This window comes from Kaistia terrae (genome assembly GCF_026344005.1).
Classification (GTDB): Bacteria; Pseudomonadota; Alphaproteobacteria; order Rhizobiales; family Kaistiaceae; genus Kaistia; species Kaistia terrae.
This window is the reverse complement of sequence record NZ_JAPKNH010000004.1, coordinates 111,694-137,025: the sequence shown is the minus strand read 5'-3', so window position 1 is coordinate 137,025 and position 25,332 is coordinate 111,694. Positions and strand designations below refer to the sequence as shown.

The 25,332-nt window shown below is 64.2% G+C and carries 25 protein-coding genes; 11 read left to right on the top strand and 14 right to left on the bottom strand.

All coding sequences use genetic code 11. The annotated features are described in order from the left end of the window. Positions 1-85 precede the first annotated feature (85 nt). Positions 86-976: a carbohydrate ABC transporter permease gene (locus tag OSH12_RS13125; protein WP_266344020.1), complete on the top strand. Its 891-nt coding sequence runs from the start codon at positions 86-88 to the stop codon at positions 974-976. 97 nt (positions 977-1,073) lie between these two features. Here the strand turns inward: OSH12_RS13125 and OSH12_RS13120 are convergent, their stop codons facing one another. Then, positions 1,074-2,096, bottom strand: a complete 1,023-nt coding sequence (locus tag OSH12_RS13120) for a C-terminal binding protein (RefSeq protein WP_266344019.1) — start codon at positions 2,094-2,096, stop codon at positions 1,074-1,076. A gap of 69 nt (positions 2,097-2,165) precedes the next feature. On the opposite strand from OSH12_RS13120, the gene OSH12_RS13115 reads away from it, so the two are divergent. Beyond that, the gene (locus tag OSH12_RS13115; protein WP_266344018.1) at positions 2,166-2,861 is read left to right on the top strand and encodes a GntR family transcriptional regulator; all 696 of its coding nucleotides are present in this window, start codon (positions 2,166-2,168) and stop codon (positions 2,859-2,861) included. 132 nt (positions 2,862-2,993) lie between these two features. On the opposite strand, the gene OSH12_RS13110 is transcribed toward OSH12_RS13115, so the two are convergent. The 7 genes from OSH12_RS13110 to OSH12_RS13080 form a co-directional block, all read right to left on the bottom strand. Further along, the gene (locus OSH12_RS13110; protein ID WP_266344017.1) at positions 2,994-4,133 is read right to left on the bottom strand and encodes an extracellular solute-binding protein; all 1,140 of its coding nucleotides are present in this window, start codon (positions 4,131-4,133) and stop codon (positions 2,994-2,996) included. 214 nt (positions 4,134-4,347) lie between these two features. After that, a complete protein-coding gene (locus tag OSH12_RS13105; protein WP_266344016.1) occupies positions 4,348-5,505 on the bottom strand; it encodes a CaiB/BaiF CoA transferase family protein in 1,158 nt (385 codons plus the stop codon). A gap of 5 nt (positions 5,506-5,510) precedes the next feature. Beyond that, entirely contained in the window at positions 5,511-6,071 is a 561-nt protein-coding gene (locus OSH12_RS13100; RefSeq protein ID WP_266344015.1) for a MaoC family dehydratase, read from the bottom strand. 91 nt (positions 6,072-6,162) lie between these two features. Beyond that, on the bottom strand, positions 6,163-7,254 hold the full coding sequence (locus OSH12_RS13095) for a Gfo/Idh/MocA family protein (RefSeq protein WP_266344014.1): 1,092 nt from the start codon (positions 7,252-7,254) through the stop codon (positions 6,163-6,165). An 81-nt stretch (positions 7,255-7,335) separates the two neighbouring features. Continuing rightward, a complete protein-coding gene (locus OSH12_RS13090) occupies positions 7,336-7,665 on the bottom strand; it encodes an L-rhamnose mutarotase (protein ID WP_266344013.1) in 330 nt (109 codons plus the stop codon). A 184-nt stretch (positions 7,666-7,849) separates the two neighbouring features. Continuing rightward, on the bottom strand, positions 7,850-8,680 hold the full coding sequence (locus tag OSH12_RS13085) for an amidohydrolase family protein (RefSeq protein WP_266344012.1): 831 nt from the start codon (positions 8,678-8,680) through the stop codon (positions 7,850-7,852). Positions 8,681-8,827: 147 nt separating this feature from the next. After that, complete coding sequence (locus tag OSH12_RS13080; RefSeq protein WP_266344011.1) at positions 8,828-9,610, bottom strand: IclR family transcriptional regulator; 783 nt, start codon at positions 9,608-9,610, stop codon at positions 8,828-8,830. A 167-nt stretch (positions 9,611-9,777) separates the two neighbouring features. Here OSH12_RS13080 and OSH12_RS13075 point away from each other — a divergent pair, with 167 nt between their 5' ends. The 8 genes from OSH12_RS13075 (at position 9,778) to OSH12_RS13040 (ending at position 17,150) form a co-directional block, all read left to right on the top strand. After that, positions 9,778-11,106 (top strand): type 2 periplasmic-binding domain-containing protein, encoded by a 1,329-nt coding sequence (locus OSH12_RS13075; protein WP_380224359.1) that lies wholly within the window; start codon positions 9,778-9,780, stop codon positions 11,104-11,106. Positions 11,107-11,274: 168 nt separating this feature from the next. After that, complete coding sequence (locus OSH12_RS13070; RefSeq protein ID WP_266344009.1) at positions 11,275-12,177, top strand: carbohydrate ABC transporter permease; 903 nt, start codon at positions 11,275-11,277, stop codon at positions 12,175-12,177. Then, a complete protein-coding gene (locus OSH12_RS13065) occupies positions 12,178-13,023 on the top strand; it encodes a carbohydrate ABC transporter permease (protein WP_266344008.1) in 846 nt (281 codons plus the stop codon). Positions 13,024-13,029: 6 nt separating this feature from the next. Next, a complete protein-coding gene (locus OSH12_RS13060) occupies positions 13,030-14,133 on the top strand; it encodes an ABC transporter ATP-binding protein (protein ID WP_266344007.1) in 1,104 nt (367 codons plus the stop codon). 23 nt (positions 14,134-14,156) lie between these two features. Further along, entirely contained in the window at positions 14,157-15,263 is a 1,107-nt protein-coding gene (locus OSH12_RS13055; RefSeq protein ID WP_266344006.1) for a mandelate racemase/muconate lactonizing enzyme family protein, read from the top strand. A 29-nt stretch (positions 15,264-15,292) separates the two neighbouring features. Further along, positions 15,293-16,027, top strand: coding sequence for an SDR family oxidoreductase (locus OSH12_RS13050; RefSeq protein ID WP_266344005.1), 735 nt, complete (start codon positions 15,293-15,295; stop codon positions 16,025-16,027). Positions 16,028-16,266: 239 nt separating this feature from the next. Then, complete coding sequence (locus tag OSH12_RS13045; RefSeq protein ID WP_266344004.1) at positions 16,267-16,713, top strand: MaoC family dehydratase; 447 nt, start codon at positions 16,267-16,269, stop codon at positions 16,711-16,713. Between the two features lie 68 nt (positions 16,714-16,781). Next, on the top strand, positions 16,782-17,150 hold the full coding sequence (locus OSH12_RS13040; protein ID WP_266344003.1) for a PRC-barrel domain-containing protein: 369 nt from the start codon (positions 16,782-16,784) through the stop codon (positions 17,148-17,150). 231 nt (positions 17,151-17,381) lie between these two features. On the opposite strand, the gene OSH12_RS13035 is transcribed toward OSH12_RS13040, so the two are convergent. From OSH12_RS13035 to OSH12_RS13020, 4 genes are all read right to left on the bottom strand, one after another. Then, on the bottom strand, positions 17,382-18,413 hold the full coding sequence (locus tag OSH12_RS13035) for an NAD(P)-dependent alcohol dehydrogenase (RefSeq protein WP_266344002.1): 1,032 nt from the start codon (positions 18,411-18,413) through the stop codon (positions 17,382-17,384). Positions 18,414-18,589: 176 nt separating this feature from the next. Next, positions 18,590-19,834: an NAD(P)/FAD-dependent oxidoreductase gene (locus OSH12_RS13030; RefSeq protein WP_266344001.1), complete on the bottom strand. Its 1,245-nt coding sequence runs from the start codon at positions 19,832-19,834 to the stop codon at positions 18,590-18,592. Between the two features lie 139 nt (positions 19,835-19,973). Continuing rightward, the gene (tal, locus tag OSH12_RS13025) at positions 19,974-20,945 is read right to left on the bottom strand and encodes a transaldolase (protein ID WP_266344000.1); all 972 of its coding nucleotides are present in this window, start codon (positions 20,943-20,945) and stop codon (positions 19,974-19,976) included. A 132-nt stretch (positions 20,946-21,077) separates the two neighbouring features. Next, positions 21,078-21,215: a hypothetical protein gene (locus OSH12_RS13020; protein ID WP_266343999.1), complete on the bottom strand. Its 138-nt coding sequence runs from the start codon at positions 21,213-21,215 to the stop codon at positions 21,078-21,080. Between the two features lie 93 nt (positions 21,216-21,308). Between OSH12_RS13020 and OSH12_RS13015 the strand changes: the two genes are divergently transcribed. Continuing rightward, entirely contained in the window at positions 21,309-23,747 is a 2,439-nt protein-coding gene (locus OSH12_RS13015) for a beta-mannosidase (protein WP_266343998.1), read from the top strand. Positions 23,748-23,827: 80 nt separating this feature from the next. Here OSH12_RS13015 and OSH12_RS13010 read toward each other — a convergent pair whose 3' ends face one another. Both OSH12_RS13010 and OSH12_RS13005 read right to left on the bottom strand, forming a co-directional pair. After that, on the bottom strand, positions 23,828-24,151 hold the full coding sequence (locus OSH12_RS13010) for a twin-arginine translocation signal domain-containing protein (RefSeq protein WP_266343997.1): 324 nt from the start codon (positions 24,149-24,151) through the stop codon (positions 23,828-23,830). A 103-nt stretch (positions 24,152-24,254) separates the two neighbouring features. Further along, positions 24,255-25,184: a hypothetical protein gene (locus tag OSH12_RS13005; RefSeq protein ID WP_266343996.1), complete on the bottom strand. Its 930-nt coding sequence runs from the start codon at positions 25,182-25,184 to the stop codon at positions 24,255-24,257. Positions 25,185-25,332 lie beyond the last annotated feature (148 nt).

Genomic DNA, 25,332 nt, shown 5'->3' with positions numbered 1-25,332 from the left:
CGGGGGCGCGGCGGCAAGGCTGCGCTCCCGTTTCCGGGCAACCGGCATGGCGACGCCTAGCGGACGAAGAACAACGGACGGACGGATGACAGGCTTCATGAACTGGGCGCATCGCGAAGTGCGGATCGGCTGGGCTTTTGCCTCTCCGGGCCTGATCCTGCTCGCCATCGTCATGGGCTTTCCGCTGCTTTATGCCTGCCTGCTGTCCGTCTCCTCCTACACGCTGCTGAAGCCGGCGATCCTGCCGATCGTCGGGACCGACAATTTCGCGACGATGATGGCGAGCGAACGCTTCTGGGGCGCCACCTGGCTGACGGTGAAATACTCGGTCGTTACGGTCGCCTGCCAGTTTGTCATCGGCCTCGGCATCGCGCTGATGCTGAACCGGGTCGTCCGCACCAAGCCGATCTATTTCGCCATCCTGACCATCCCGATGGCGATGTCGCCGGTCAGCGTCGCCCTGATCTGGCGCATGCTGCTGCAGCCCAATCTCGGTATCGTCAATCACCTGATGGAAACGCTCGGCCTGCCGCGGCTCGACTGGCTCGGTTCGGCAAGCCTGGCGCTCTGGACCATGGCCGGCATCGACATCTGGCAGCAGATGTCCTTCGTCGTGCTGATCCTCGCCGCCGGCCTCGCCTCGCTGCCGCGCGAACCCTATGAAGCGGCCGAAGTCGACGGCGCTCGCGGATGGCAGCAATTCTGGTTCATCACCCTGCCGATGCTGCGCCCGGTCGCGGCGATCGCCGTGATCATCCAGTTGATCAATGAATTCCGTACCTACGACCTGCCCTATGTGTTGACCAAGGGCGGCCCCGGCACATCGACCGAGGTGCTGAGCTTCTTCGCCTATCGACAGGCGTTCCTCGGCCTATCGATCAATGAGGGCGCGGCTGCCGCCTTCGTGCTGCTGGTCATCGTCTTGGCTATGACAGTGGTCTTCTTCGCCCTGCTGGAACGCCAGTCGAAGTCATAGAGCGAGAACCCGCCTCCTCGGGCACCCGGCAATGAAAAGGGGCGACGATCCCGCGATCATCGCCCCTTCCCCGTTTAGACTCAGCCGACGAAGACGCCTAGCGCAGCGGGGTCTTCAGATACTCGCGATTGACGCAGTTGGTCAGGCGACCCTCGTTCACATAAGTCAGGATGCACTCGACGGCCTTGCGCTGCATGTCGTTCATCGCGTCGGGGCTGTAGAAGGCCGCATGCGGGCTCAGGACCAGCCGGCCCTCGATCCAGGGTTCGTTCGCGGCCCAGGCGGCGATGAGCTTCTGGCTGCGATCGGCGGGCTCCGCCGGCAGCACATCGAGACCGGCGCCGGCAACCCGACCGTCGCGCATGGCGTCGTACAGAGCGTCGAGGTCGACAATCGGTCCGCGCGCCGTGTTGATCAGGATCAGGCCCGGCTTTGCGGCCGCGAGCGCTGCCGCGTTGATCATGCCGATCGTCTCGGCGCTGCGCGGCGCATGCAGGCTCAGTATGTCGCTGATCGCCATCAGTTCGTTGAGGCTGTGGACGCGCTCATAGCCGGTGGAGAGCTCGACGCCGTTCGAAAGATGCGGATCGTAGAACACGACGCGCATGTCGAACGCCGCCGCGCGCCGCGCCGCGGCCAGGCCGATGCGGCCGAGACCGACCACGCCAAACGTCGCGCCGCGCAAGCGCCGGACCAGCGGCGCGCGCGAAAAACTCCAGCCATTGACCGGGTCGCTATTGAGCAGGCGATCATAAGTGTTTGTGCCGCGCGTCAGCGCCAGCATCAGCGCCAGGGCGTGGTCGGCCACTTCCGTGGTGCCATAGTCGGGCACGTTGCAGACCGGGATACCCCGCGCGCCCCAGCCTTCGAGATCGAGATTGTCGTAGCCGACGCCCTCGCGCACCACGATCTTCACATTCGAAAAAGCGTCGAGATCGGCCGGCAGGAGGTGCGTCGCGGAGCAATTGATCAACCCGTCCGCGCTGGCGGCACGGTCGTTCGACAGCCGATAGTCGGGATCCGTCGAGATCGGATCGATGTCGAAATCCACCGTCGAGCCGAAGAGGCGCGTCAGCTCCTCGTTCAAGGGCGGATACCAATTGGCCTTGAGAATGCGCATAGTGTTTCCTCCGGTCGTCGCCGATCTAGAAGCTGGCGTTCCTCGGATTGTTAACAGTAGACTGTAGCGATGAGCAAGAGCCCAGTGACGCCTCCCTTCGAGAGACGCGAACGCCGCGTCCTGACCGACGATGTCGCGGATTCAATCCGCGAAGCCATTTTGAGCGGCCGCATCGCGAGCGGCGCGCGCCTGATCGAGGACGAACTGGCCGAAAGCCTGAAGGTGAGCCGGGGGCCGATCCGGGCGGCAATCTTTCGCCTGCAGCAGGAAGGTCTGGTCATCCACGAGACGCATCGCGGCGCCACGGTGGCGCGCGTGTCGGTCGAAGACGCGGACGAGATCTACACGCTGCGTCGCGCCCTGGAGCGGCTGGCCATAGAGAGCGCCTGTCTCAAGGCGACCGAGGCGGATCTGGCCCCGATGGAAGCAATTCTTCTGGTTTTTCAATCCGTTCCGCGCGCGAGCATGACCCGTCGCCGCGTCGCCGAACTGGATATCGATTTCCATGATGCGCTGTTTCGGGCCGCCCATCATGCCCGGCTCTATCGCGCCTGGGAGGCGCTGCGCTCGCAGATCCTGGTGTTCCTGCTGCTGCGCGACGGTCTGCCGGACGACTACCTGACGTCCTGGCACCGCGATCATTCGAGCCTGCTGGCGCAATTGCGCGAGCGCGACGTGGCGAAAGCCGTCAGCGCTATCGACGCGCATATCCAGGCCGCCTATGGCCGTCTGCGCGAGCAGCTGTTGCAGGATTCTCCCGCCTGATCGCAAACCGTAGGGGCTTCAGCCCTCGACACGATTGTTAACAATGTTCGACTGACCGCCCGACCGGCGGACACTTCAGACAAAAAAACGGGGCGCAATCGCGCCCCGTTTCGTTCCAAGGCTAGCCTCGGCTCAGGCGTTGGCGAAGCTCTCGCGGAACAGCAGGTTCAGCTCGGCGACCAGCGACGCGCCGGGCTCGCCGGCCTTCAGCGCCTCGTTGATGCGCTTTGCCGCTGCGTCCTGGAACTCCATGTAGCCATTGTGGCGCGGGCGCAGCCAGGCGCCTTCCAGCGTCGGCCGCGTGTTCTCATAGAAGCCATGCGTCGGCGCATTGACGGCGGGATCTTCCCACGCCGTCGCATGGCCGGGCTGGCCGCCATTTTGCGCATAGATGCCGCGCTGGATGGTGGCGCTGGCGAGCCAGTAGGCGAGATCGATGGCCGCGTCGCGGTTTTCCGAATAGGCAGAGACGGCGATGCCCGTACCGCCAAGCGCCGAACCGACCGGGCCGTTCTCACCCAGAATCGGCATGTCCGCGAAGGCGAGACGATTGGGGCGGAAGCCCTCAAACGCATAGCTCACATAGCCATAGAGCAGCGGCGCGACGGCAATTTCAGAACCTTCCGCCGCCAGCTTCTCGAATACCTCGATCGGGTCGCTGTCAAAATCAGCCACGCCGTTGGCAGCGAGGCTCTGCAGCAGCTCATAAACGCGAACGCCCACCTCTGGGTCGATCAGGTTGCCCTCGCCCGTGACGTTGCAAGGGCGGCCGAGATTGGCGGCGAGCGAATAGAAGCTCATCAGCGAATGCGGCGCGCGGAACGGCATCAGCGCCTTGCCGGCCCCGAGCGCCAGGACTTCGTCCCACGTCGTCGGCGGCGTATCGATCAGATCGGGGCGATACGCCAGAACCGGCGTCGCGGCATCGATCGGGAAAGCCCACTGATGGCCCTGCCAGGTGTAGCTCGGATAGGACAGGCCAACGGAACCGGCGGCCAACGCCTCGCGCTCGGCCTCGCGGCCCGGCACGTCGAGCGGCGCCAGGCAGCCTTCCTTGGTGATCTGGCCGACATGCGGGTGATCGATGACGATCAGATCATAGGTGCGCGCCAGTTCCTCGACCGGGAAGCTCTCGAAATCCTGCAGCGAGCGCTTGTCCCATTCGACCTGAACGCCCGTCTCCTTGAGATAGAGTTCGGCGCCGGCGACAACGGGATCGTAGCCGCGCGGATGGCTCCAGGTCATGCCCTTGAGCGTGATTGGCTTGGTCATTTCTATTCCCCCTCGGTCGAGATCGCTCGCGTCGCGCAGGATCCCGGCTGGCAATGAAACTGGCCCTTCCCCTCTCCCTAACGGAGAGGTCGGACCGCAGGTCCGGGTGAGGGTTTACGCCCTCTCCCGGATGGTTCCCTAAACCCTCACCCGCCGACCTTTGGCCGTCGACCTCTCCCTCAGGGAGAGATGAAGCGAGGACGAGCTTTCTCCCTCACAGGCCGAATTCGGCCCGGATCTCTTCCGTGTGCTCGCCGATGCGCGGCGCGGCGCGCGAGACCGGCGGGCGCTTGCCATCGACGCGGATCGGCGAGCGCGTGGTGACGACGCGGACATTGTCGGCGCGCTCCACCGTCTGCAGCATGTCGAGCGAGGTGAAGCCTTCGCTTTGCAGCAGCTCCGGCCATTCCAGCACCTTGGCGCACCAGATATCGGCCGGCTCGAGGATCGACAGCCAATGCTCGGTCGTCTCGGTCGCAAGCCGGTTGGCGATCAGGCGCTTGATCGCGTCGCGCTCCGAGAACCAGCTCTTCGGCGTGTCGCGATAGAGGTCCAGTTCCGGCATTTCCAGCAGGTCGGCCAGCTTCGGAATCGGCGTCATGGCGACGGCGAGGAAGCCGTTCTGGGTCGGATAGATGCCGTAGGGCGCCGACAGATAGGCATGGGCGCTGCGGAAATTGGCGCGGGTCGGCTTGCGGCCGCCATCGTTCAGATGCGTCGTCAGCACCTCGAACTGGAAGTCGACCAGCGCCTCGATCAGGCTGGTCTCGACATGCGAGCCCTTGCCCGAAATGCCGCGCCGGACAAGCGCCGCCAGCACGCCCTGGCAAAGCGCTGCACCCGCCAGCATGTCGGCGATGGCGAGGCCGAACGGCACCGGCCCCTGCCCCTCGTCGCCGTTCAGCCAGGTGACGCCGGAACGCGCCTGCGCCAGCAAATCCTGGCCGGGACGCGTGACCCACGGCCCCTCGTCGCCATAGCCGGTGATCGAGCCATAGACGACGTCGGGATTGATCGCCGTGATCGTCTCGTAGCCGAGGCCGAGGCGGTTGATCACGCCGGGGCGAAAATTCTGCATGACGACATCGGCCTTGGCCAGGAGCTTCTTCAGGCTCTCCAGCTCGACCGGGTTCTTCATGTCGACGGCATAGCTCTCCTTGTCGCGGTTGATCGCGTGGAAGAGCGTGGAATCGCCGCCGATTTCGGTGTCGGTCAGATACAGGCGGCGGCAGAGATCACCGCCATCCGGGCGCTCGATCTTGATGACGCGGGCGCCGAGATCGCGCAGCCGCAGCGCGCAATAGGGACCAGACAAGAACTGGCTGAGATCAACGACGAGCAGACCGTCGAGTGGCAAATCGGACTGGGACATGGGGCCTATTTCTTCTCGACCTGGTCGGCGAAGGCGGTGGGATCGCGGTAGCGGACGGTCTGCAGATGCTCGCAATAAAGCACCAGCTCACCGTCGCCCTTGTAGACTTCATAGGCCGCACGGATCAGGCCCATTTTCTCGTATTTCGGCCGCTTATCTATGTTGGTGCGGATCGTGTAGATGGTGTCGCCGATGAAGACCGGCTTGATGAAGCGGAGCTTGTCATAGCCATAGGAAAAGGCGTTGACGCAGTTGGTCGCGACAAGGCCGAGGCCGGCCGAAAAGACGAAGGCGCCGGCGACAAGGCGGCGGCCGAACACGCCTTCGCTCTCTGCGAACATCTGATCCTGGACGTAGGGATGGATGTCGACGACCAGCGCGTTGAACAGGTGCGACTCGCCCTCGCCGATCGTGCGGCGCAGCGAACGGATCTTCTGGCCGACCGGCCAATCCTCATACAGCCAGTTTTCCGCATTCCAGACCGGCAGGTTGGAATGCTCCTTCGGCATGTCCTTGGGATGCGTCGATTCCACACCGACCGTAGGTGCAAATGTCTCGGCTGCCATGGCTCATCCTCCCTAAAGCAGAATTCATATATCAATCATCCGCTCATCTGCAAATCAAGATTCCACCCTGCAGATCGATTGATTGTTTTGATCAGGCCACGCTCGCTCCGGGCTGTTGCGGCACCGGCGTGGCAGGCTCTGCGGCCGAGCGGAACGCCGCCTCGACCAGCGCCATCGTGTGCCAGGCGTCCTCGACGGACGTGACGAGGCTCGCGTCCTCGCCGGCAGAAAAGCGCTGCAAATTCGACATCACGCCGGCAAACGCATGCGGGAACCAGCCGCCGGTAAGCGGCACTTGTTGCCAGTTGGCGTCCGCCCCACGCGAGGCCGTGATCCAGAGTTCATCCGGCTCGCCTTCCGGATAGTTGAGCAGCAGGCCGAGCTTGACCGAAGCCGCGCCCTTGTCGCCCTCGAAGCGGAAGGTCGCGTCCTGGAATTTTCGCCCGAAATCATGGTCATGGTTGATCGACAAGGCGCAACGGACATCCCCGCCGAAATCGAGCATCGCCGAGGTGCGGGTCTGCGCCAGTTCGTTGCCGGGATGGCCCAGCGTACGCGCATGAATGCCGGTCGGATTGCCCAGCATGCCGCGGATCAGGTCGAGATAGTGGATCGAATGCACCGCGATCTCGACCCGCGACATCCCCTTCAGGAATGGGAACAGATGCCAGGGCGTGACGAGGTTCAGATGCATCTCGACATCGACCAGCCGGCCGAGCAGGCCCTTCTCCAGCGCATCCCTGACCGCCAGCATCATCGGCGAGAAGCGGAGCTGGAAATTGACGGCGGCCTTGAACTGGCGCTCGCGGCAGAGGTTCAGGATCGCCGTCGCCTCGTCGAGATCGCGGCCCATCGGCTTCTGGATCAGCACCGCCGCTCCCTTGGGCAGGCGGCGCAGGATCTCCAGATGGGCGACAGGCGGCGTTGCTAGATCGAACACCGCATCACGAACCGCAACCGCCTCATCCATCGCCCGAAAGAAGGGCACGCCCCATTGATCGGCCAGCGCCTTGGCGCGCCCAACATCGCGATCGAAGATGCCGGCGACAGGGAAGCCCGCCAGCGCATAAGCCGGCAGATGTGCGTCGTTGACGATGCCACCGGCGCCGATGATGACGATGGGCCGGGGCGCGGTCGGAAGCGGCCAGGACTGGGCCAGCGATGCGGGGTCGAAGGACGTCATGGAGTAAACCTCGATTGGCTCGGCGACGAGCGCCGGACGCCCTCTCCCGCGTGCGGGAGAAGGGATGGCAAGGGGGAACCCTCAGTCGATGTGGAAGACTTCTTCCATGCCAGCCCACCACTCGCCTTCCTTGCGGGTGTCGAGCGGCTTCTGCAGCGGCATGCAGACGGCCCACCATTCCTGCGTGGTCGCGTCCTCGGCCATCTTGGCGCTGTCGGCGGCGAAGTCGGTGCCGTGATATTCGAAATAGGCGAAGAGCAGGTTTTCCGGCTCCTTCAGGTAGATCGAATAGTTCTTGATATTGCAGTCGGCAATCTTGGCCAGGACGCCCGGCCAGACGGCGGCGTGCAGGCGCTTGTATTCGGCGATCGCCCCGTCCTGCAGGCCGATGACATTTCCCATACGCTGCATGGAATTTCCCTCCCGTTCAGTTTGGATCGGTTGGTCGTGCGTGCTTCGAGACGCCCGCTCGCGCGGGCTCCTCAGCATGTTGGGGAACCAGGCTCCGCCTACCGGAGGCGGGTCTTTCCCAAACTCAACATGCTGAGGTGCCCGGCAGAGCCGGGCCTCGAAGCACGCACAACAGTCGCAAAAGCTAGTCCAGCCGGTAAATCCGCTCGGCGTTGCGGTGAAGCAGGCCGGCCTTCTCGTCTTCGCTGGCGCCGGCAATGATCTCGTGCGTCGCCGCGACCCAGCGGCCGAGATCGGCGGTCAGCGTGCAGACCGGCCAATCCGAGCCCCAGACAACGCGGTCCCAGCCAAACGCACCGATCGTGTGTTCGACGAAGGGGCGCAGGTCGTCGACCGTCCAGTTGACGGGATCGCCATAGGCGATGACCCCGGAAATCTTGGCAGCGACGTTGGGCAGTTCGGCGATCGCCGTCATGTTGGTGCGCCAGGGCTCAAAAGCCTTGTCCTTGACATCCGGCACGCCGCAATGATCGACGACGAACTGCACGTCGGGCGCCGCCTTGGCGATGGCGATCGCAATCGGGATCTGGCGCGGCAGCACGCAGAAGTCGAACGTCAGCTTGTGGGCGGCGAGGCGCTTGATGTTTTCGGCGAAGATCGGCTGCTGGCCAAGCTCGTCCGGCGACTGATGCAGGATGCGGCGCAGGCCCTTGACCTTCGGATTGGCGGCGAGGCGCTCAAGCTGGCCGGCGAAATCCGGGCTCTCGGGACGGCAGGCGGCAATCGCGCCGATCACACCCTGGCCGAGCCCGGTGACGAACGCCGTCTCGGGCTCGATGTCAGCCTCGGCGACATCGACTTCCATGTGCAGCATGTCGGTGATGCCGGCGGCTTTCGCCTGCGGCAGGTAATCTTCCAGCGTGAAATTGCGATTGAGCGCCGGCGCGCCGCCGAGCCACGGATAGGAAAACCGCTCCTGATAGACCAGGTGGAGGTGGGTATCGATCATCCGCATGGCGTCTCCTCCGGCCGGAATTTGAACGTCCGGTCCATTCATCTGTGAGTTCATCATTTACGTCAAACCGGCGCCTGACAAGCCGATCTGTCGGGATTCTGGGCGGTCAAAGCGGGGTGATTCCCTGCCGGCCGCATGGAACAGGGATCACGCTTCGGCTTGGCCGCGCCCGAGCACATGCGACAGGTCGCGGCTGGCGGCGAGCAGGATGGTCATCGCCTCCTGCATGTCGGGGACGTTGGGACGATCGATGCGCGGCAGGAACGGACAGGTCAGCGCCGCCAGTGCCGTATCATTGGCGCCCAGCACCGGGACCGACAGATTGTAGACGGATTGCGACTGGGAGCTCGGCGTCGATTCGTAGCCGCGACGGCGAATCTGGGTCAGCCTCTCGTCGAGATTATCCGGCCGGCCCTTGTCCTCGGCCTGCTCCTCGCGCTCGGCTTCCATCATGACGCGCTCTTCCGGCGTAGCGAAAGCGAGCAGCACATGGCCGGAGCCGGTGTTGTACAAGCTGACCCGCGCACCGACACGAATCGAATAACTCCAATAGCTTGGCGCATCCATCTGGGCGACGACGACGATCCGGCCGCGGTCATAGATGGCGAGATGGCAGGCCTGTTCCGAATCGCGCGAGAACTGCCGCATCACCGGCAGCGCCTGGCTGACGAGCCGGCGAACGGGCGCATGCTGATGCGCCAGCGCGAACAGGCGCAGCGTTAGCTCGTAGCGGTCACCATGCACGCGCGCGACATAGCTACGGCGCACGAGGCGGTCGAGCATGCGGTAGATCTCGTTCGGCGAACGGTTCAGCGCCTTGGCGATTTCCGCCTGCGTCATGCTCTCGTCGGTCGCGGCGAGCAGTTCGAGAATATCCAGCCCCTTGTCGAGGGCGGGTGCGCGATATCGGTCGTTCGCGTCGTCCAGCATGATGCGCCTCCCCATGGGCGCAGGGCCCGGCCGTGACAAGTTAGACATTGACTCGTTCCAGTCAATTTCGCTTATATACGAATGCTCCATTCAGTAGTGGAGAATGTGGCGGCCTTGAACCAAAGCGGTTCGGTCGTTTTCTGGGAGGAATTCAACACATGAATTTTGTGCGCGGCATTCAGGCCGCTTTTTTTTCGTGCGCAGCCCTCGGCGCGCTGACCGCTGTCGCCTCGGCTGAGGACGCTGCCAATTGGGGTTCGTTCCCCGGCTACACCCTGAAGGTGAAGCTCGTCGGCGGCACGCAGTACGAGAAGCTCTACACGCGCATTCCCGAGTGGGAAAAGGCGACCGGCGCCAAGGTCGAGATCGTTTCCTCGAAGAACCATTTCGAGCTCGACCGCGAGATCAAGCAGGACATCGCGTCCGGTGCGATCACCTGGTGCGTCGGTTCCAACCACACCAGCTTCGCGCCGCAGTACGGCGACCTCTATGTCGACCTGAAGACGCTGATCCCGCAGGCGACGCTGGACGAGTTCGTCCCCGGCACGCTCGCGGCATCGATGGTGGACGGCCGCCTTGTGCAGCTGCCCCGCGTCACCGACGTATCGAACCTGTACTACCTCAAGGACCTGTACGAGAACGCCGACAACAAGGCGAAGTACAAGGAGAAGTTCGGCACAGAGCTCGCGCCGCCCGTCACCTATGACGAGCTGAAGCAGCAGGTCATCTTCTTCGCCAATCCGCCGAACCTCTACGGCACCGCTTTCGCCGGCAAGGACGAAGGCATGACCGGCCGGTTCATGGAGATCGTGCGCGCCAATGGCGGCGACATGTTCGACGAGAACTGGAAGCCGATCTTCAATTCGAAGGCCGGCGTCGACGCCCTGCAGTGGTTCATCGACATCTACAACGCCAAGGCTGTTCCGGCCGGCACCGTGAACTACACCTGGGACGATATCGGCCAGGCCTTCGCCGCCGGCACGCTCGCCGTCGATCTCGATTGGCCCGGCTTCGCCGCCTTCTACAACGACCCGGCCAAGTCCAAGGTCGCCGGCAAGGTCGGCTTCGCCCTGTCGCCGCTCGGCACCGCCGGCAAGCGCGGCGGCTGGTCCGGCTCGCACTCCTTCTCGGTCACCGAAGCCTGTGACAACAAGCCGGCTGCCGCCAGCCTCGCCAACTTCCTGACCAACTACGATTCCGCGATGATGGAAGCCCGCGCCGGCAATCTGCCGACCCGGACCAAGGCCTTCACCGACGTCGTCGAAGAGTTCAAGAAGAGCGACACGCCGTACATGGCCGACATGTTCGCCGTCTGGGGCGCTTCGCTCGCCGACGCTCGTACGCCGCCGCTGGTTCCGCAGTGGATCGAAGTGTCGAACGTGATCTGGCCGGAACTGCAGGCTGCCATCGTCGGCCAGAAGACCGCCCAGGAGGCGCTCGACACGGCCGCCAAGAAGGCGACGCAGATCATGGAAGACGCCGGCGTCCTCCAGTAGGCATCGACCGACCAAGATTGAAACCTCGCCCGCTCGCGGGCGAGGTTTTGTTTCTGGGATGCCGCACGATTGCGACGGCATTCCCGCCCGGCCCTCCTCGCGGAGAGCGGGCACAAAGACCTCGGGCCGTTAGGTCCAGGCCAGTTCAACGGCTCACGGAATCCTTTCATGCGTTTCTTCCGAAGCCGGCTCTCGCCTCCGATCCTGCTGCTGATGCCGGCCTTCGTCATCATCACGCTGGTGGTGGCCGTGCCGCTCCTGTTTTCGCTCTATACGAGCTTCACCGGCTATCGCCTGGTGCAGCCGGCCTCGCTCTGGCAGTGGGTCGGCCTGCGCAATTACCAGCGCCTGCTGACCGACGTCGATTTCTGGTGGGCCTTCGGCCGCACGCTGGTCTTCCTGACGGTCGCGCTCAATCTGGAACTGGTGCTGGGTCTCGGCATCGCGTTGCTGATCGACAAGCTGACCGCCGGCCAGCGCATCATCCGCACCATCATGATGTTCCCGATGATGTTCTCGCCGATCCTGGTCGGCTTCCAGTTCAAGTACATCTTCAACGACAATGTCGGCCTGGTGAACAACGCGATCCAGTCGCTCGGCTGGGAAAACGTGACGATCCCGTGGCTGGTGAACCCGGTCACCGCCAACCTCGCCATCCTGATGGCCGAGGTCTGGATGTCGACGCCGATCTTCGCGATCCTGCTGCTGGCGGGCCTGATGGCCATGCCGCGAGATCCGGTCGAGGCGGCCAAGGTCGATGGCTGCAATCCGTGGCAAGTCTTCCGCCACATCACGCTGCCCTACCTGATGCCCTTCGTCTACATCGCCATGGCCATCCGCTCGCTCGACGTGGCGCGCGCCTATGACACGGTCAAGATCATGACGAATGGCGGCCCGGCCGGCCGCACCGAGCTGCTCTGGACGCTGATCGCCCGCACCGGCTACCAGGACGCCCGCATGGGCATGGCCAACGCCATGTCCTACGCCTCGATCCTGCTGTCGGTCTATTTCACCGTCTATTTCTTCCGGAAGCTCGCCGCGGCGCGACGCACCATGGGCGGAGTCGAATAAATGGAACGCTCCTGGCAGCGCTGGCTGATCCGCTTCGGCATCTTCATCGTCATGGCGATCATCTGCATCCCCGGTCTGTGGATCGTGATGACGGCCTTCCGCGACAATGTCGAAGTGATGGCCCGTCCCCCGGTCTGGATCCCCGAACGCTGGACGCTCGATAACTTCCGCGCCATCCTGGGCCTGTCCGAGACCCAGCAGGGCATCCCGGTCATCCGCTACTTCCTGAACTCGCTGGTCATCTCGGTGACGAGCACGGTTCTGGCGGTGCTGATCGGCATGATGGGCGGCTACGCCTTCGCCCGCTACCGCTTCAAGGGCAAGAACGTCGCCTTCCTCTGGCTGATGCTTTCGCGCACGGTGCCGGGCATTTCCCTGTCGCTGCCCGTCTTCATCATCTGGAGCCGGCTCGGCCTGATCGACACCAGCATCGGCGTCATTCTCGTCTATCTGGCGCTCAACATCCCGTTCACGATCTGGCTGATCGACGGCTTCTTCCGCCAGATCCCGCTGTCGCTTTCGGAAGCCGCCCAGGTCGATGGCTGCACCCGCTGGCAGGCATTCTGGAAGATCGAGTTCCCGCTGGCGAAATCCGGCATCGCGTCGGCCGGCATCTTCGCCTTCCTGACCTCGTGGAACGAATTCGCCCTCGCATCCCAGCTCACCCGGACCACCGCGTCGAAGACGCTGCCGGTCGGGCTGATGGATTTCACCGCACAGTTCACGGTCGACTGGACCGGCATGTGCGCCATGGCCGTGATCATCATCGTGCCGGCGCTCATCCTGACCTTCATCGTGCAGAAACATCTGATCGCCGGTCTCACCTTCGGCGGCGTCAAAGGATAATTCGATATGGCAGAGGTCAGACTCGAAAAGCTCGTCAAGAGCTACGGCAAGATTGGCGTCGTTCACGGCATCGATCTCACCATCGCGCATAATGAGTTCGTCGTGCTGGTCGGGCCTTCGGGCTGCGGCAAGTCGACGACGCTCCGGATGATCGCCGGTCTCGAAGACATCACCGGAGGCACGATCTCGATCGGCGACCGGGTCGTCAACGACCTGCCGCCGCGGGCGCGCAACATCTCGATGGTGTTCCAGAACTACGCGCTCTACCCGCATATGACGGTCAAGGAGAACCTCGGTTTCTCGCTGAAGATCGCCAAGCAGGACGCGGCGACCATCGAAGCCCGCGTGGCGGAAGCAGCCGAGATCCTCGGCCTGACGCCGCTGCTCGAACGCACGCCCGGCGAACTCTCCGGCGGCCAGCGCCAGCGCGTCGCCATGGGTCGCTCCATCGTGCGCCACCCGGACGTCTTCCTGTTCGACGAGCCGCTTTCCAACCTCGACGCCAAGCTGCGTGGGCAGATGCGCGTCGAGATCAAGAAACTGCACCAGAAGGTCAAGACGACGATCGTCTACGTGACGCATGACCAGGTCGAGGCGATGACGCTCGCCGACCGCATCGTCATCATGAAGGACGGCCACATCGAGCAGGTCGGCACGCCGGCCGAAGTGTTCGAGAAGCCGAAGAACACCTTCGTCGCCTCCTTCATCGGCTCGCCGCCGATGAACCTGCTCGACGCGACGGTGGCAGACGAGGCCGGCCGCAAGGTGGCCAAGCTCGCAGATGGCGTGACGCTGGCCCTCCCCGCCGCCGCTGCCGAAAAGGTCAGGGATGGCCAGGCGATCACGGTCGGCTTCCGCGCCGAGGCGTTCTCGCCGGTCGGCTACGGCCTGTTCGGCGATAGCGAAGTCGCCACCATCGAGCGCACGATCATCCTGCCGGAGCCGCTTGGCACCGAAACCCTGCTTTACACGGAGCTCGGCGGCAAGGAAGTTCAGGGCAAGATGCTGAACCCGCGCGTCGTCAAGCCGGGCGAGCAACTGAGCTTCAATCTCGACCTCTCGCGCCTGCATGTCTTCGACAAGGCATCGGGCATGAGCGTACTGGTCTAAAAAAGAGAATTCGGGGGAGACAAATGGCAAAGATCGTTCGTGTCGAAGGCCTGATGGTCGATTTGAAGCCGAAGGTGAAGCGGGTCGATGCGATCCAGTCCTTCGTCAGCCAGGAAACGCCGATCATCCGCATCACCGATGCCGATGGCGTCGTCGGCACCGGCTACAGCTACACGATCGGCACCGGCGGCCCGGCGATCATGTCGCTGATCGAGAAGACGCTGGCCCCTGCCCTGATCGGCCGCGAAGCCGGCATGATCGAGCAGATCTGGCGCGACCTCCTGTTCATGACGCACGCCACCTCCGTCGGCGCCATCACCTCGCTGGCGCTCGCCGCCATCGATACGGCGCTCTGGGACCTGAAGGCGCGCAAGGCCGACCTTCCGGTGCATATCCTGGCCGGCGGCGCGCAGGAGAAGATCCGCCTCTACACCACCGAGGGCGGCTGGCTGCACCTGCCGGTCGAATCGATCATCGAGGACACGCTACGGGCCAAGGAAAACGGCTTTGGCGGCGCCAAGATGAAGGTCGGCCGGCCGATCCACGAGGATGTCGCCCGTCTCAACGCCGTGCGCGAGGCTGTCGGCCCCGGCTTCGAGCTGTTCACCGACGCCAACCAGGCCTTCTCGGTCGACGAGGCGATCCGGCGCGCGCGCCACTATGAGGCGGCCGATATCGGCTGGCTCGAAGAGCCGCTGACGGCCGACGATGTCGACGGCCACATCCGGCTTTGCGAATCGACCTCGATCCCGATCGCGGTCGGTGAAAGCCTCTATTCGAGCCTGCATTTCCGCGATTACCTGCAGCGCCGCGCCTGCTCGATCGTCCAGGTCGACGTCGCCCGCATCGGCGGCATCACGCCCTGGCTCAAGGTCGCGCACCTGGCCGAGACGTTCAACGTCGTGGTCTGCCCGCACTTCCTGATGGAACTGCATGTGGCGCTCTGCTCGGCCGTGCCGAATGCGCGTTGGGTCGAATATATTCCGCAACTCGACAGCCTGACGACAAAGGGCATGACGATCGCGGACGGATATGCCATTCCGAGCGCCGACGCCGGACTCGGCATCGCGTGGGATTTTGACGCCATTGGCCGCCAGACGGTCGAAGGTTCGAACTTCCTGACCACTTGATTTGACGACGAACCGAAGGGACTGACGACATGGGCGGCAAGCTCGCAGGCAAGGTCGCGCTGGTCACGGCAGCGGCACAGGGTATCGGACGTGCGATCGCGGAACAGGCCGCGGCCGAAGGCGCCATCGTCTGGGCGACCGACATCAACGAGACGGCGCTGGCCGAGTTGAACGGCGTCAACGGCATCACCACGCGCAAGCTGAACGTGCTGTCGAACGACGACGTGAAGGCGCTGATCGCCGAGATCGGCACGATCGACGTGCTGTTCAACTGCGCGGGCATCGTCCATGCCGGCACGTTGGAAGAGGCCACCGAGGCCGATCTCGACTTCGCCTACGATCTGAACGTCAAGTCGATGTGGCGCACGATCTCCGCCGCGCTGCCGGGCATGCTGGCGCAGAAGGACGGCTCGATCGTCAACATCTGCTCGGTCGCCGGCTCGATCAAGGGCGTGCCGAACCGCTTCGCCTATGCCGTGACCAAGGCAGCCACCGTCGGCCTGACCAAGTCGATCGCCGCCGACTACGTCACCAAGGGCATCCGCTGCAACGGCATTTGCCCCGGCACGGTCGAAAGCCCGTCGCTGCAGCAGCGCCTGCGCGACCAGGGCGACTATGAAGTGGCCCGCGCCGCTTTCATCGCCCGTCAGCCGATCGGCCGCATCGGCCAGCCGAGCGAAATCGCCGACCTCGCCATCTACCTGGCGACGGCGACCTACACCACCGGCCAGATGCACATCATCGACGGCGGCTGGGTCAACTAAGACCAGCAAGTCCCTCACCCTACCCTCTCCCGCCTCCGGCATGCGCCGATGATGCGGGAGAGGATTTTCTGCCGCCGGCGGCGGCTCCCCTGCCCCCGCCGTCATCCCCGCGAGAGCGGGGATCCATCCAGCCGAAGCCTTGCCGTCGACGACTCCGGCTGAATGGATCCCGGGTCGGGGCCCGGGATGACGGAGCCATTCGAGTATGGCGCGGCGCCTGATCGTGAAAGAGAAAACCCATGATCGTCGAGCAGTACTTCGAAGACTACGAAATCGGCTTCACCCGTCGCACGATGGGCCGGACGATCACCGAGACCGACATTGTCCTGCATGCCGGCCAGACGGGCGATTTCTTCCCGCACCACATGGACGCCGAATGGTGCGCGACGCAGGACTTCAAGCAGCGCGTCGCCCATGGCACGCTGATCCTCTCGGTCGCGGTCGGCATGACGGCGACGACGATCAATCCGCACGCCATGTCTTATGGCTATGACAAGGTGCGGTTCGTGAAGCCCGTCTTCATCAACGATACCATCACCGTCGAAGCCAAGATCGTCGACAAGCGCGACCACCCGAAGCGGGCGACGCATGGCATCGTGTCCGAGTTGGTGACCGTCACCAAGCAGACCGGCGAAACGGTGCTTGCCTGCGAGCACATCTATCTGGTCGCGAAAAAGCCGGTCTGAGATAGCTCGGAACCATCGCCCGCGATCGACGTTTTCACTCCATGGACAAGCAACCATGGAGGAAGACGATGGAACAGGTTCACACCACCAGCTCCCTGATCGGTGCAGCGAAGGTTGACGGCACCGCCGTCTACAATACGCAGGGCGACCGCCTTGGTGATATTCACGACGTGATGATCGACAAGCAGACCGGCCGCGTCGCTTATGCGATCATGTCCTTCGGCGGCTTTCTGGGCATCGGCGAGAAATACCATCCGCTGCCGTGGAACACTTTGAAATACGACACGAACCAGGGTGGTTATGTTGTCGGCCTCACGCTGGAGCAGCTTGAGGGAGGCCCCACCTATGACGAGGGGAGCGAGCCCGCCTGGGGCGATCGCGACTATGAGAAGAAGGTGCATGACTATTACGGCATGCCGCCCTACTGGATGATGTAATCCAGCAGTTCTAAGCCGACTAAAGGAAAGGCCCCGGAGTAGTCCGGGGCCTTTTTTGCTTGCGGTGACAGAGCCGGAACTCACCTCTCCCTGAGGGAGAGGTCGACGCACGAAGGGCGGCGGGTGAGGGTTTACGGCCTCACCGGATCGTTTCCTAAACCCTCACCCGGAGCTTCGCTCCGACCTCTCCCTCAGGGAGAGGTGAAGCACGCAGCGGGTGCCACGCACAAATCAGAGGGTGATCTGCAGCTTCACGTCGTTCGGGTTGGCCGATGCGGCGCGCTCGAACGCAGCGATCGACTCCTCGAAATCGTAAGTGCCGGTGATCAGCGGCTTCAGGTCGACCTTGCCGGACGCGATCAGTGCCAGCGCGCGATCGAAGACGTTGGCATATCGGAACACCGTCTCCATCCGCACTTCCTTGGCCGAGGCCGAGACGATGTCGAGCGCGATCGGCTCGACCGGCAGGCCGACGAAGACGATGGCGCCGCCGGGACGAACGAAGTTGAAGATACCGTCATAGGCGCGCGGGCTGCCCGAAGCCTCGAACACGATATCGACGCCCCAGTTTTCCGTCTCGGCGGCGATCTTCGCCTTCAGGTCCTGCTCGCGGACATTGACCGGAATGACGCCTTCATAGCGGCCGGCAATCGCCAGCTTCTCGTTGACCAGATCGGAGATATAGACGCGGCTGCAACCGCCTGCCAGCGCCGCCAGCGCCACCATGATGCCGATCGGGCCGGCGCCGATCACCAGCGCCGTGTCGCCGGGCACGATCTTGGCCTTGGTCGCCGCCTGCATGCCGATGGCGAAGGGCTCGACCATCGCGCCTTCAGCAAACGAGACATTGTCCGGCAGCTTGTAGGTGAAGGATTCCGGGAAAACGACTTCCGGCGTCAGGCAGCCATGCACCGGCGGCGTCGCCCAGAAGGTGACGCTCGGATCGACATTGTAGATGCCGAGCTTGGAAGCCTTGGAGGTCAGGTCGGGAACGCCCGGCTCCATGCAGACGCGGTCGCCGACCTTGAGCGACTTCACTTCCGAACCGATCTCGACGACCGTGCCGGCGGCCTCATGGCCCAGCACCATCGGCTCCTTGACGATGAACGGGCCGATCCCGCCATAGGTGTAATAGTGCACGTCCGAGCCGCAGACGCCGACCGTGTGGATGGCGATGCGAACGTCGCGCGGACCGACCTCGAGCGGCAGGTCGATATCACGGAGCGAGAGCTTCAGCTTTTCTTCGAGAACGAGGGCGCGCATGGCGGCAGATCCAGATTGGCGTCGGGAGGGCGATTCTAGCCGAGGTGCGCCCCTCACGCTACGAGTCCGATGTCGCGGACATCACACTTCTTTGCAAGTTGAGGCGCTTGGCCCGCGCCGTCCACAAGCCGAAGGCTCGTCCGGAACGGCTCGCGATCCTCCATCGAAGAAGAAGCTCAGAACCTTTTTGCAAAGCGCTCGGGGGAATAGGGAGCGAGGTCGAATTCCGGCCGTCGGTCGGCGATCAGGCCGGCGACGAGTTCCGCCGTCGCCGCCGCCTGGGTAAGGCCGTGATGGGCATGGCCGAAGGCATAGACGATGCGCGGATCGCGCGTCGCCCGACCGATGACAGGCAGCGAATCCGGCGTCGACGGTCGAAAGCCCATCCAGCGCGTGCCCCCGGAAAGATCGGCATCCGGCAGATAGCGCTTCAGCCTGCCGAGGATCGCATCGACGCGCCTGAAATTGGGGGCGGCTTCCAGTCCGGCGAACTCGACGCTGCCGCCGACACGGTCGCCGGTATCGAGCGGCGTGGTGACGAAACCTTCGCCTTCGAACATGACGGGACGTGTCAGGCCGAGGCTGCCGGAAGGCAGGGTGACATTGTAGCCGCGCTCGGTGTCGAGCGGGATCTTGTCGCCAAGCGATGCGGCGAGCGGCTTCGACCAGGCGCCGGTCGCCACGACGATGCGGTCATAGAGCGCCAGCGAATCGAACGAGGTGCGGATCGCCACCTCGCCACCGCCGGCGCGAATTTCGACCGCCTCGAATTTTCGCTCCTGCGCACCACGGGCGATCGCTGCCTCGCCAAGTGCGCGGGTAAAATCGAGCGGATCGGAAACATGGCAACCCGTCGGATACAGCGCGCCCGCCACGGCGCGGGCGCCGAGTGCCGGCTCCAGCGCATGCAGCGCCGCCGCATCGAGCGTCTCGACCTCCATGCCGAGGCTGCGCTGACGCTCGAACAGCGGCAACGCGGCGTGATAGCCGCGCGCATCGGCCCAGATGGAGAGCAGCCCCCTCTCCCGAAGGTGATGATCGAGGCCGAGCGCCGCCAGCCGCTTCTGCCAGGCCGGCAAGGCCCGGCCATTCAGCGCCGCGATCGCCTGCGTCGAAGCTTCGATGCGCGACGGGCGGCTCGCCGCGACGAAGCGGGCGAGCCAGGGCGCCAGAGCCGGCAGATAGGCCGGCCGGATCGCCAGCGGTCCAAGCGGGTCGAGCGCCCAGCGCGGCAGGTTGCGCCAGGCTTTTGGCGAGGCAAGCGGCAGGATGTCGAGATGAGCGATCCATCCGGCATTGCCGGCGGAGATACCGGCCGCGATGCCTTCGCGGTCGATCAGGTCGACGACGTGTCCCTCGTCGAGCAGCGCATGGGCGGTCGCGACACCGACGATCCCCGACCCGATAATGCCGATGCGCATGCGCTCTCCTCAGGCTGCGCAGGGCGGGCAGCCGACGTTTGGGGAAGGGTCAGCCCACTTCCGCTATACCTGCGCCGCGAAACAAAAAAGGCCGGCCGCCCACGGGGCGACCGGCCTCCTGTCTTCAAACCAGGATCGATCAGGCCGGGACGCCGGTCTCCAGGCGCTTGGTGATCAGCGTACGGAGCGCGCGCAGGTCCTTGGCGAACATGCGGATGCCTTCCGAGAGCTTCTCGGTCGCCATCTGGTCTTCGTTCATGGCCCAGCGGAAGCTCTTCTCGTCCGAGGCAATTGTCGCGATCTTCTCGCCGGTGTTGCTTGCGTCGAGCTTGCGCACCAGCGTGCCGTTATCGGCCGCGAGCTTCTCGAGCAGAGCCGGAGCAATCGTCAGGCGGTCGCAACCGGCCAGGGCTTCGATTTCGCCCGTCGAGCGGAACGAAGCGCCCATGACGACGGTCTCGATGCCGCGCTGCTTGTAGTAGCTGTAGATCTGGCGAACCGAGAGGACGCCCGGATCTTCTTCCGGCTCGAACGTCTTGCCGGAAGCCTTGACGTGCCAGTCGAGGATGCGGCCGACGAAGGGCGAAATCAGGAACACGCCGGCCTCGGCGCAGGCTGCGGCCTGGGCGAGCGAGAACAGCAGCGTCAGGTTGCAGTCGATGCCTTCCTTCTGAAGGATCGCGGCGGCGCGGATGCCTTCCCAGGTCGAGGCGAGCTTGACCAGGATCTTTTCGCGCGGAACGCCGAGGGCGTCATAGGCAGCGATGATGTCGCGCGCGCGCTGGACCGAGGCTTCGACGTCGAAGGAGAGGTCGGCATCGACTTCGGTCGAGATGCGGCCCGGGACGAGCTTCGACATTTCGGCGCCGAAAGCGACAGCCAGGCGATCGGCGACATGACCAGCGATGGCGTCCTGCGTACCGCCCTGCTTGCGGCCCCAGGAGATCGCGCTCTCGATGACGTCCTGATAGGCCGGCAGTTCGGCGGCTTTGAGCACCAGCGACGGATTCGTCGTGCAGTCGACCGGACGATAGGTCTTGATGGCTTCAAGATCGCCGGTGTCTGCAACGACAACGGTCATGGCTTTGAGCTGATCAAGTTTCGAGGTCATCTGACTCTCCTCCAGGCTGACGTTCGCGCACTCGCACGTTTGTACCTGGCATATGAGCATCGCCGCCGACAAATGGAAGCGCGAAAATAGGTTCGAAGGTCAAATATAAGACTTCTCCGCCGCGGCTTTCGCCTACCAGGTGAAGCACAGGCCGAGATTGCCGTGGATGCCTTCCTCGTACCCGCCGCCGACATCCTTGGGGTAGCCGCCGATCGCACGCACTGGCGCGCTGAGGTTGAGCCGCGCCGCCGACATGGTAGAACGGCACACTTCGGCCGCGTGCCGAGGCGGCTCCTGTCGCAACCGATCCGGCTCATGGCGGCGCCTGACCCTTAACCCCAACCAGATGGCCAGAGACATCGAATGACCCAGCTATCGCTTGCAGGCTCGTGGCAGCTTTCGGACGCCAAAGGCGAGGCCGTCGGCCCCTGCCCGATTCCCGGCGACGTCCATTCGGCGCTTATCGCGCTCGGCCGGATCGGCTCGCCCTACGAGGGCACGAACGAGACCGACATGCAGTGGGTCGGCGAGGCAAGCTGGGAAATCGGCCGCACATTCGACGTTTCGGCCGAGGCACTGGCCAATCGCTGGGCCGTCCTGGAACTCGAATTCGTCGACACCTTCGCCGAGGTATTCGTGAACGACCAGTCGCTGGCGAAGCTGGGTTCCTGCTTCATCCGCCATAGGATCGACGTCACCGAAGCACTACGGCCGGGCGCCAACACGCTTCGCATCCGCTTCTCGCCTGCCGGCGCCGAGGCAATTGCCCGGGCGAAGCGACAGCCTTTCCCGATCCCGTGGAGCGTCTCGAACAACAGGGTTCCCGACCTCAACATGATCCGCAAGCCGCAGTCGCATGGCGGCTGGGACTGGGGTCTGTGCCTGATGGTGGCCGGCATCTATGCCGAGCCCGTCCTGCACTTCTACGACGCCGCGCGCATCGAAGCCGTGCAGATCCGCCAGCGCCACCATGCCGACGGCACGGTGACGGCAATCGCCGAGATCGAGCTTCTGGCGCAGGCCGACATCACCGTTCCGGTGGCCTTCGAGCTCGCCGGAAAAACCGTGCGTGCCGAGGCAAAGATCTCGGCCGAGCATGGCGGCAAGGCGACCTTGTCGCTCGACATCGGGAAGCCGGAGCTGTGGTGGCCGGCCGGCCATGGCGATCAGCCCCTCTATGAGGCCGTCGTCACCATTCCGGGCGACACGGCCCGCCGAAAGATCGGCTTCCGCACGCTGGAAGTGGTGACGGAGAAGGATGAGGCTGGCGCCTCGATGTTCTTCCGCGTCAACGGCATCGACATCTTCTCCAAGGGCGCCAACTGGATCCCGGCCGACGCTCTGCCCTCGGCCATCACGACGGAACGGATCGACGCGCTGCTGACGGCCGCCGTCGAAGCCAACATGAACATGATCCGCGTCTGGGGCGGCGGCTTCTACGAGTTCGACGCCTTCTATGACGCCTGCGACCGGCTCGGCCTGCTGGTCTGGCAGGACATGATGTTCTCCTGCTCGCAATATCCCTCGACGCCGGACTTCCTGGCCGAGATCGACCTGGAACTGCGCTACCAGATCAAGCGTCTCTCCAGCCGGCCGTCGATCGCGCTCTGGTGCGGCGACAACGAGGTGATCGGCTCGCTGAACTGGTTCGAGATCTCACGCAACAACCGCGACCGCTACCTGGTCAATTACGATCGCTTCAACCGGGTCATCGACCAGGCTGTGCAGGATACCGATCCTGACCGCCGCTTCTGGCCGTCCAGCCCCTGCAATGGCGACATGGACTATGGCGACGCCTGGCATGACGACAGCTCCGGCGATCTGCATTTCTGGGATGTCTGGCACTCGAACAAGAATTTCGACCACTACTACACGGTCAAGCCGCGCTTCTGCTCGGAGTTTGGCTTCCAGTCTTTCCCGTCGATGACCGGCATCCGCGCCTTCGCGGGCGGTCGCGAGAACTGGAATGCGACGTCGCCGGTGATGGAATTCCATCAGCGCGACGGCGCCGGCAATTCGCGCATCATCGACACGATGGCGCGCTATTTCCGCGTGCCGTCCGGCTTCGAGAGTTTCGTCTATCTGTCACAGCTACAGCAGGCGCTCGCCATCGAGACGGCTGTCCGCTACTGGCGCAGCCAGAAGCCCCATTCGATGGGCGCGCTGTACTGGCAACTGAATGATGTCTGGCCGGCGGTGTCGTGGTCGTCGATCGACCATTCGCTCGCCTGGAAGACGCTGCACTACCACGCCAAGCGGTTTTTCGCGCCGGTGGCTCTGGCGGCGCGCATGCTGGACGGCAAGCTCGTCGTCCGCGCCATCAACGACCGCCACGAGACCGTGGCGCTGGAGACGCGGCTGCGCAGCTTCGATCTCGACGGCACGCTGATTGCCGAACGCCATGCCAAGGCCAACGTGCCGGCCGACCGCGCCATCGAGGTGATGACCATCCCCGCCCCCACGGCGCAGGATCGGTTCTATGTCATCGACGCGGTTGTCGACGGCGTGGCGTCGCCGGAGCGGCAGGTCGTGGTCTTCCCGGACGTGCCAAAGCGGTTCGAGCTGCCGGCAACGGAGGTTTCGGTCCAGGACGTCGGCCCCGGCCGCTTCCTGCTGTCGTCGGAAGCACCCGCCTTCCATGTCCGGGCCGAGGCGGAAGGCATTCCCGGCCATTTCGACGATGCGAGCTTCCTGCTGCTGCCCGGCGAGCCCCGCATCGTCACCTTCAAGGCGGAGCCCGGCCAGCGCATGCCGACCGCCGCTGATCTCACCATCCATCATCTGGGTGAGACCTACCGGTAAACGCCATCCCGGCACGGCGAGGCCCACAAACGAAAACGGCGCGGAGAGAATCCGCGCCGTTTCCGATTCTTGCGCTAGCCCTAGCGGTACCAGCCACCCTGGACGAGCACCCAGCGACCATTGCGCCAGACCCAGGTCGGCGGCCGGTGACGGAAGCCCGGACGCGCGCGCCTCCAGCCACCGCTCACCCAGACATAGCGCCCGCGACGCCAGTCCCAGTGCCCGCCCACCCAGACATAACCACGACGCGGCGGCGGAATCCGCTCACGACGGGGTGGCGGCGGCCTGCGGTTCGGGTTGGGACCCCACTGTTGAGCTTCCGCCTCGTCCGGAACCATGGTTGCCAAGGGCGCGGCGACGGCTGCGGCCAGCAGTCCAGCCAGCAAAGAACGTCGAGAGAGCATAATTCGTCCATCCCATCCGATTGAGGACGCATCGCGTCCTGAGCCACCCGCATAGGCTTCAACGCATCAGGAGGCAGTTTCCGTTGCCTCGAAATGAAAAAAATCAGAAGCGGTAGCCGTTTCGGTCGAGAAAGAGCTTCAACCGCTCGGGAAACTTCAACACTTTCCGGTCGCCGGCCGGACAAGTGTCGATATCGGCGCCGGTCGTGCAGGCCTCCTCGCCAGGGTCGGAGGCAAGGTCCCAGCGCTTGTTCAACGCCTTGAAGGCCTGCTCGCCCTCGCCGGCGCGGATACTGGCCGCGACCCAGCCGGCCAGGAAACCCGGCGACTTCCAGCGCGCAACCGGATCGGAATCATCCTCCAACTGCTTCAGCCAATCGCGATGTGCCTTGGCGAAGCGCGGTTCGGTGGTGATGTCGACCGCCTTGCCATCGCGCACCGTCTTGATGACGAGCGGCGCGGCACTGCAGGCATAGCAATCGAAAGTGTAGAGGAACGAATTGTCGACGGTGACGATCTCGGCTTCGCCATCGTCGTTCAGATCCTGCAGATAATCGCCGTCGCCATCGAAGGCGCCGATCGGCACGGCCACCCAGCCCTTGTCGGTCTCGGTCGCCACCACGATGTCGGAGCAGCAATGCGCCCCGCCGGTGTAGCTGCTGAAATAGACTTCCGGGCTCTTGTTGGTCGTGTCGATGTTGGCGATCGACACACTCATCGCCGGCACGGACATGCCCGAGGCGGCGCCGACATGCTCCAGCACCGTCTTGCCGCCGACAATGACCTGCAGAACCGGCACATCATCATCCGGATCGACCTGCGGCCGCCGCTCCTGGAAGATCCGTGCGGTGACGCCCGAATCGGTAAGGGTCGCGTCCTTCGCGCCCTCGGCCAGTTCGGTCGTCGGAAACATCGGCTTGTCCGCGTCGGCGTCTTCAGATTGGGCCAGAAGCACGGTGGACGACAACATCATGGCCGCCGCGAAGGCGATGCAGCTATGGCTCGCCCGCCAGACAAAGGTTCCGCTATGCACTTTTTCCGTCCCTGAACTGGCCCCGTCGCGACAGTCTAGCGGCCCCGGCTTCCGCCGAACAGAAGTTGATGCCACCATCCCCTCTTTCGCGACTCTCCGGATCCACTCCGGACGGTCGGAAGCTCGCCTCTCGCAAGGATTTTCCATT

Excerpts from the sequence above, each read along its gene's own strand:
- OSH12_RS13120 (WP_266344019.1), bottom strand. The coding sequence starts at position 2,096 with ATGCGCATTCTCAAGGCCAATTGGTATCCGCCCTTGAACGAGGAGCTG.
- OSH12_RS13045 (WP_266344004.1), top strand. The coding sequence starts at position 16,267 with ATGATCGTCGAGCAGTACTTCGAAGACTACGAAATCGGCTTCACCCGT.
- OSH12_RS13090 (WP_266344013.1), bottom strand. The coding sequence starts at position 7,665 with ATGCAGCGTATGGGAAATGTCATCGGCCTGCAGGACGGGGCGATCGCC.
- OSH12_RS13095 (WP_266344014.1), bottom strand. The coding sequence starts at position 7,254 with ATGACGTCCTTCGACCCCGCATCGCTGGCCCAGTCCTGGCCGCTTCCG.
- OSH12_RS13010 (WP_266343997.1), bottom strand. The coding sequence starts at position 24,151 with ATGCTCTCTCGACGTTCTTTGCTGGCTGGACTGCTGGCCGCAGCCGTC.
- OSH12_RS13080 (WP_266344011.1), bottom strand. The coding sequence starts at position 9,610 with ATGCTGGACGACGCGAACGACCGATATCGCGCACCCGCCCTCGACAAG.
- OSH12_RS13105 (WP_266344016.1), bottom strand. The coding sequence starts at position 5,505 with ATGTCCCAGTCCGATTTGCCACTCGACGGTCTGCTCGTCGTTGATCTC.
- OSH12_RS13030 (WP_266344001.1), bottom strand. The coding sequence starts at position 19,834 with ATGCGCATCGGCATTATCGGGTCGGGGATCGTCGGTGTCGCGACCGCC.
- OSH12_RS13070 (WP_266344009.1), top strand. The coding sequence starts at position 11,275 with ATGCGTTTCTTCCGAAGCCGGCTCTCGCCTCCGATCCTGCTGCTGATG.
- OSH12_RS13125 (WP_266344020.1), top strand. The coding sequence starts at position 86 with ATGACAGGCTTCATGAACTGGGCGCATCGCGAAGTGCGGATCGGCTGG.
- tal (WP_266344000.1), bottom strand. The coding sequence starts at position 20,945 with ATGACCTCGAAACTTGATCAGCTCAAAGCCATGACCGTTGTCGTTGCA.
- OSH12_RS13100 (WP_266344015.1), bottom strand. The coding sequence starts at position 6,071 with ATGGCAGCCGAGACATTTGCACCTACGGTCGGTGTGGAATCGACGCAT.
- OSH12_RS13055 (WP_266344006.1), top strand. The coding sequence starts at position 14,157 with ATGGCAAAGATCGTTCGTGTCGAAGGCCTGATGGTCGATTTGAAGCCG.
- OSH12_RS13060 (WP_266344007.1), top strand. The coding sequence starts at position 13,030 with ATGGCAGAGGTCAGACTCGAAAAGCTCGTCAAGAGCTACGGCAAGATT.
- OSH12_RS13035 (WP_266344002.1), bottom strand. The coding sequence starts at position 18,413 with ATGCGCGCCCTCGTTCTCGAAGAAAAGCTGAAGCTCTCGCTCCGTGAT.
- OSH12_RS13085 (WP_266344012.1), bottom strand. The coding sequence starts at position 8,680 with ATGCGGATGATCGATACCCACCTCCACCTGGTCTATCAGGAGCGGTTT.
- OSH12_RS13115 (WP_266344018.1), top strand. The coding sequence starts at position 2,166 with ATGAGCAAGAGCCCAGTGACGCCTCCCTTCGAGAGACGCGAACGCCGC.
- OSH12_RS13050 (WP_266344005.1), top strand. The coding sequence starts at position 15,293 with ATGGGCGGCAAGCTCGCAGGCAAGGTCGCGCTGGTCACGGCAGCGGCA.
- OSH12_RS13065 (WP_266344008.1), top strand. The coding sequence starts at position 12,178 with ATGGAACGCTCCTGGCAGCGCTGGCTGATCCGCTTCGGCATCTTCATC.
- OSH12_RS13110 (WP_266344017.1), bottom strand. The coding sequence starts at position 4,133 with ATGACCAAGCCAATCACGCTCAAGGGCATGACCTGGAGCCATCCGCGC.
- OSH12_RS13015 (WP_266343998.1), top strand. The coding sequence starts at position 21,309 with ATGACCCAGCTATCGCTTGCAGGCTCGTGGCAGCTTTCGGACGCCAAA.
- OSH12_RS13040 (WP_266344003.1), top strand. The coding sequence starts at position 16,782 with ATGGAACAGGTTCACACCACCAGCTCCCTGATCGGTGCAGCGAAGGTT.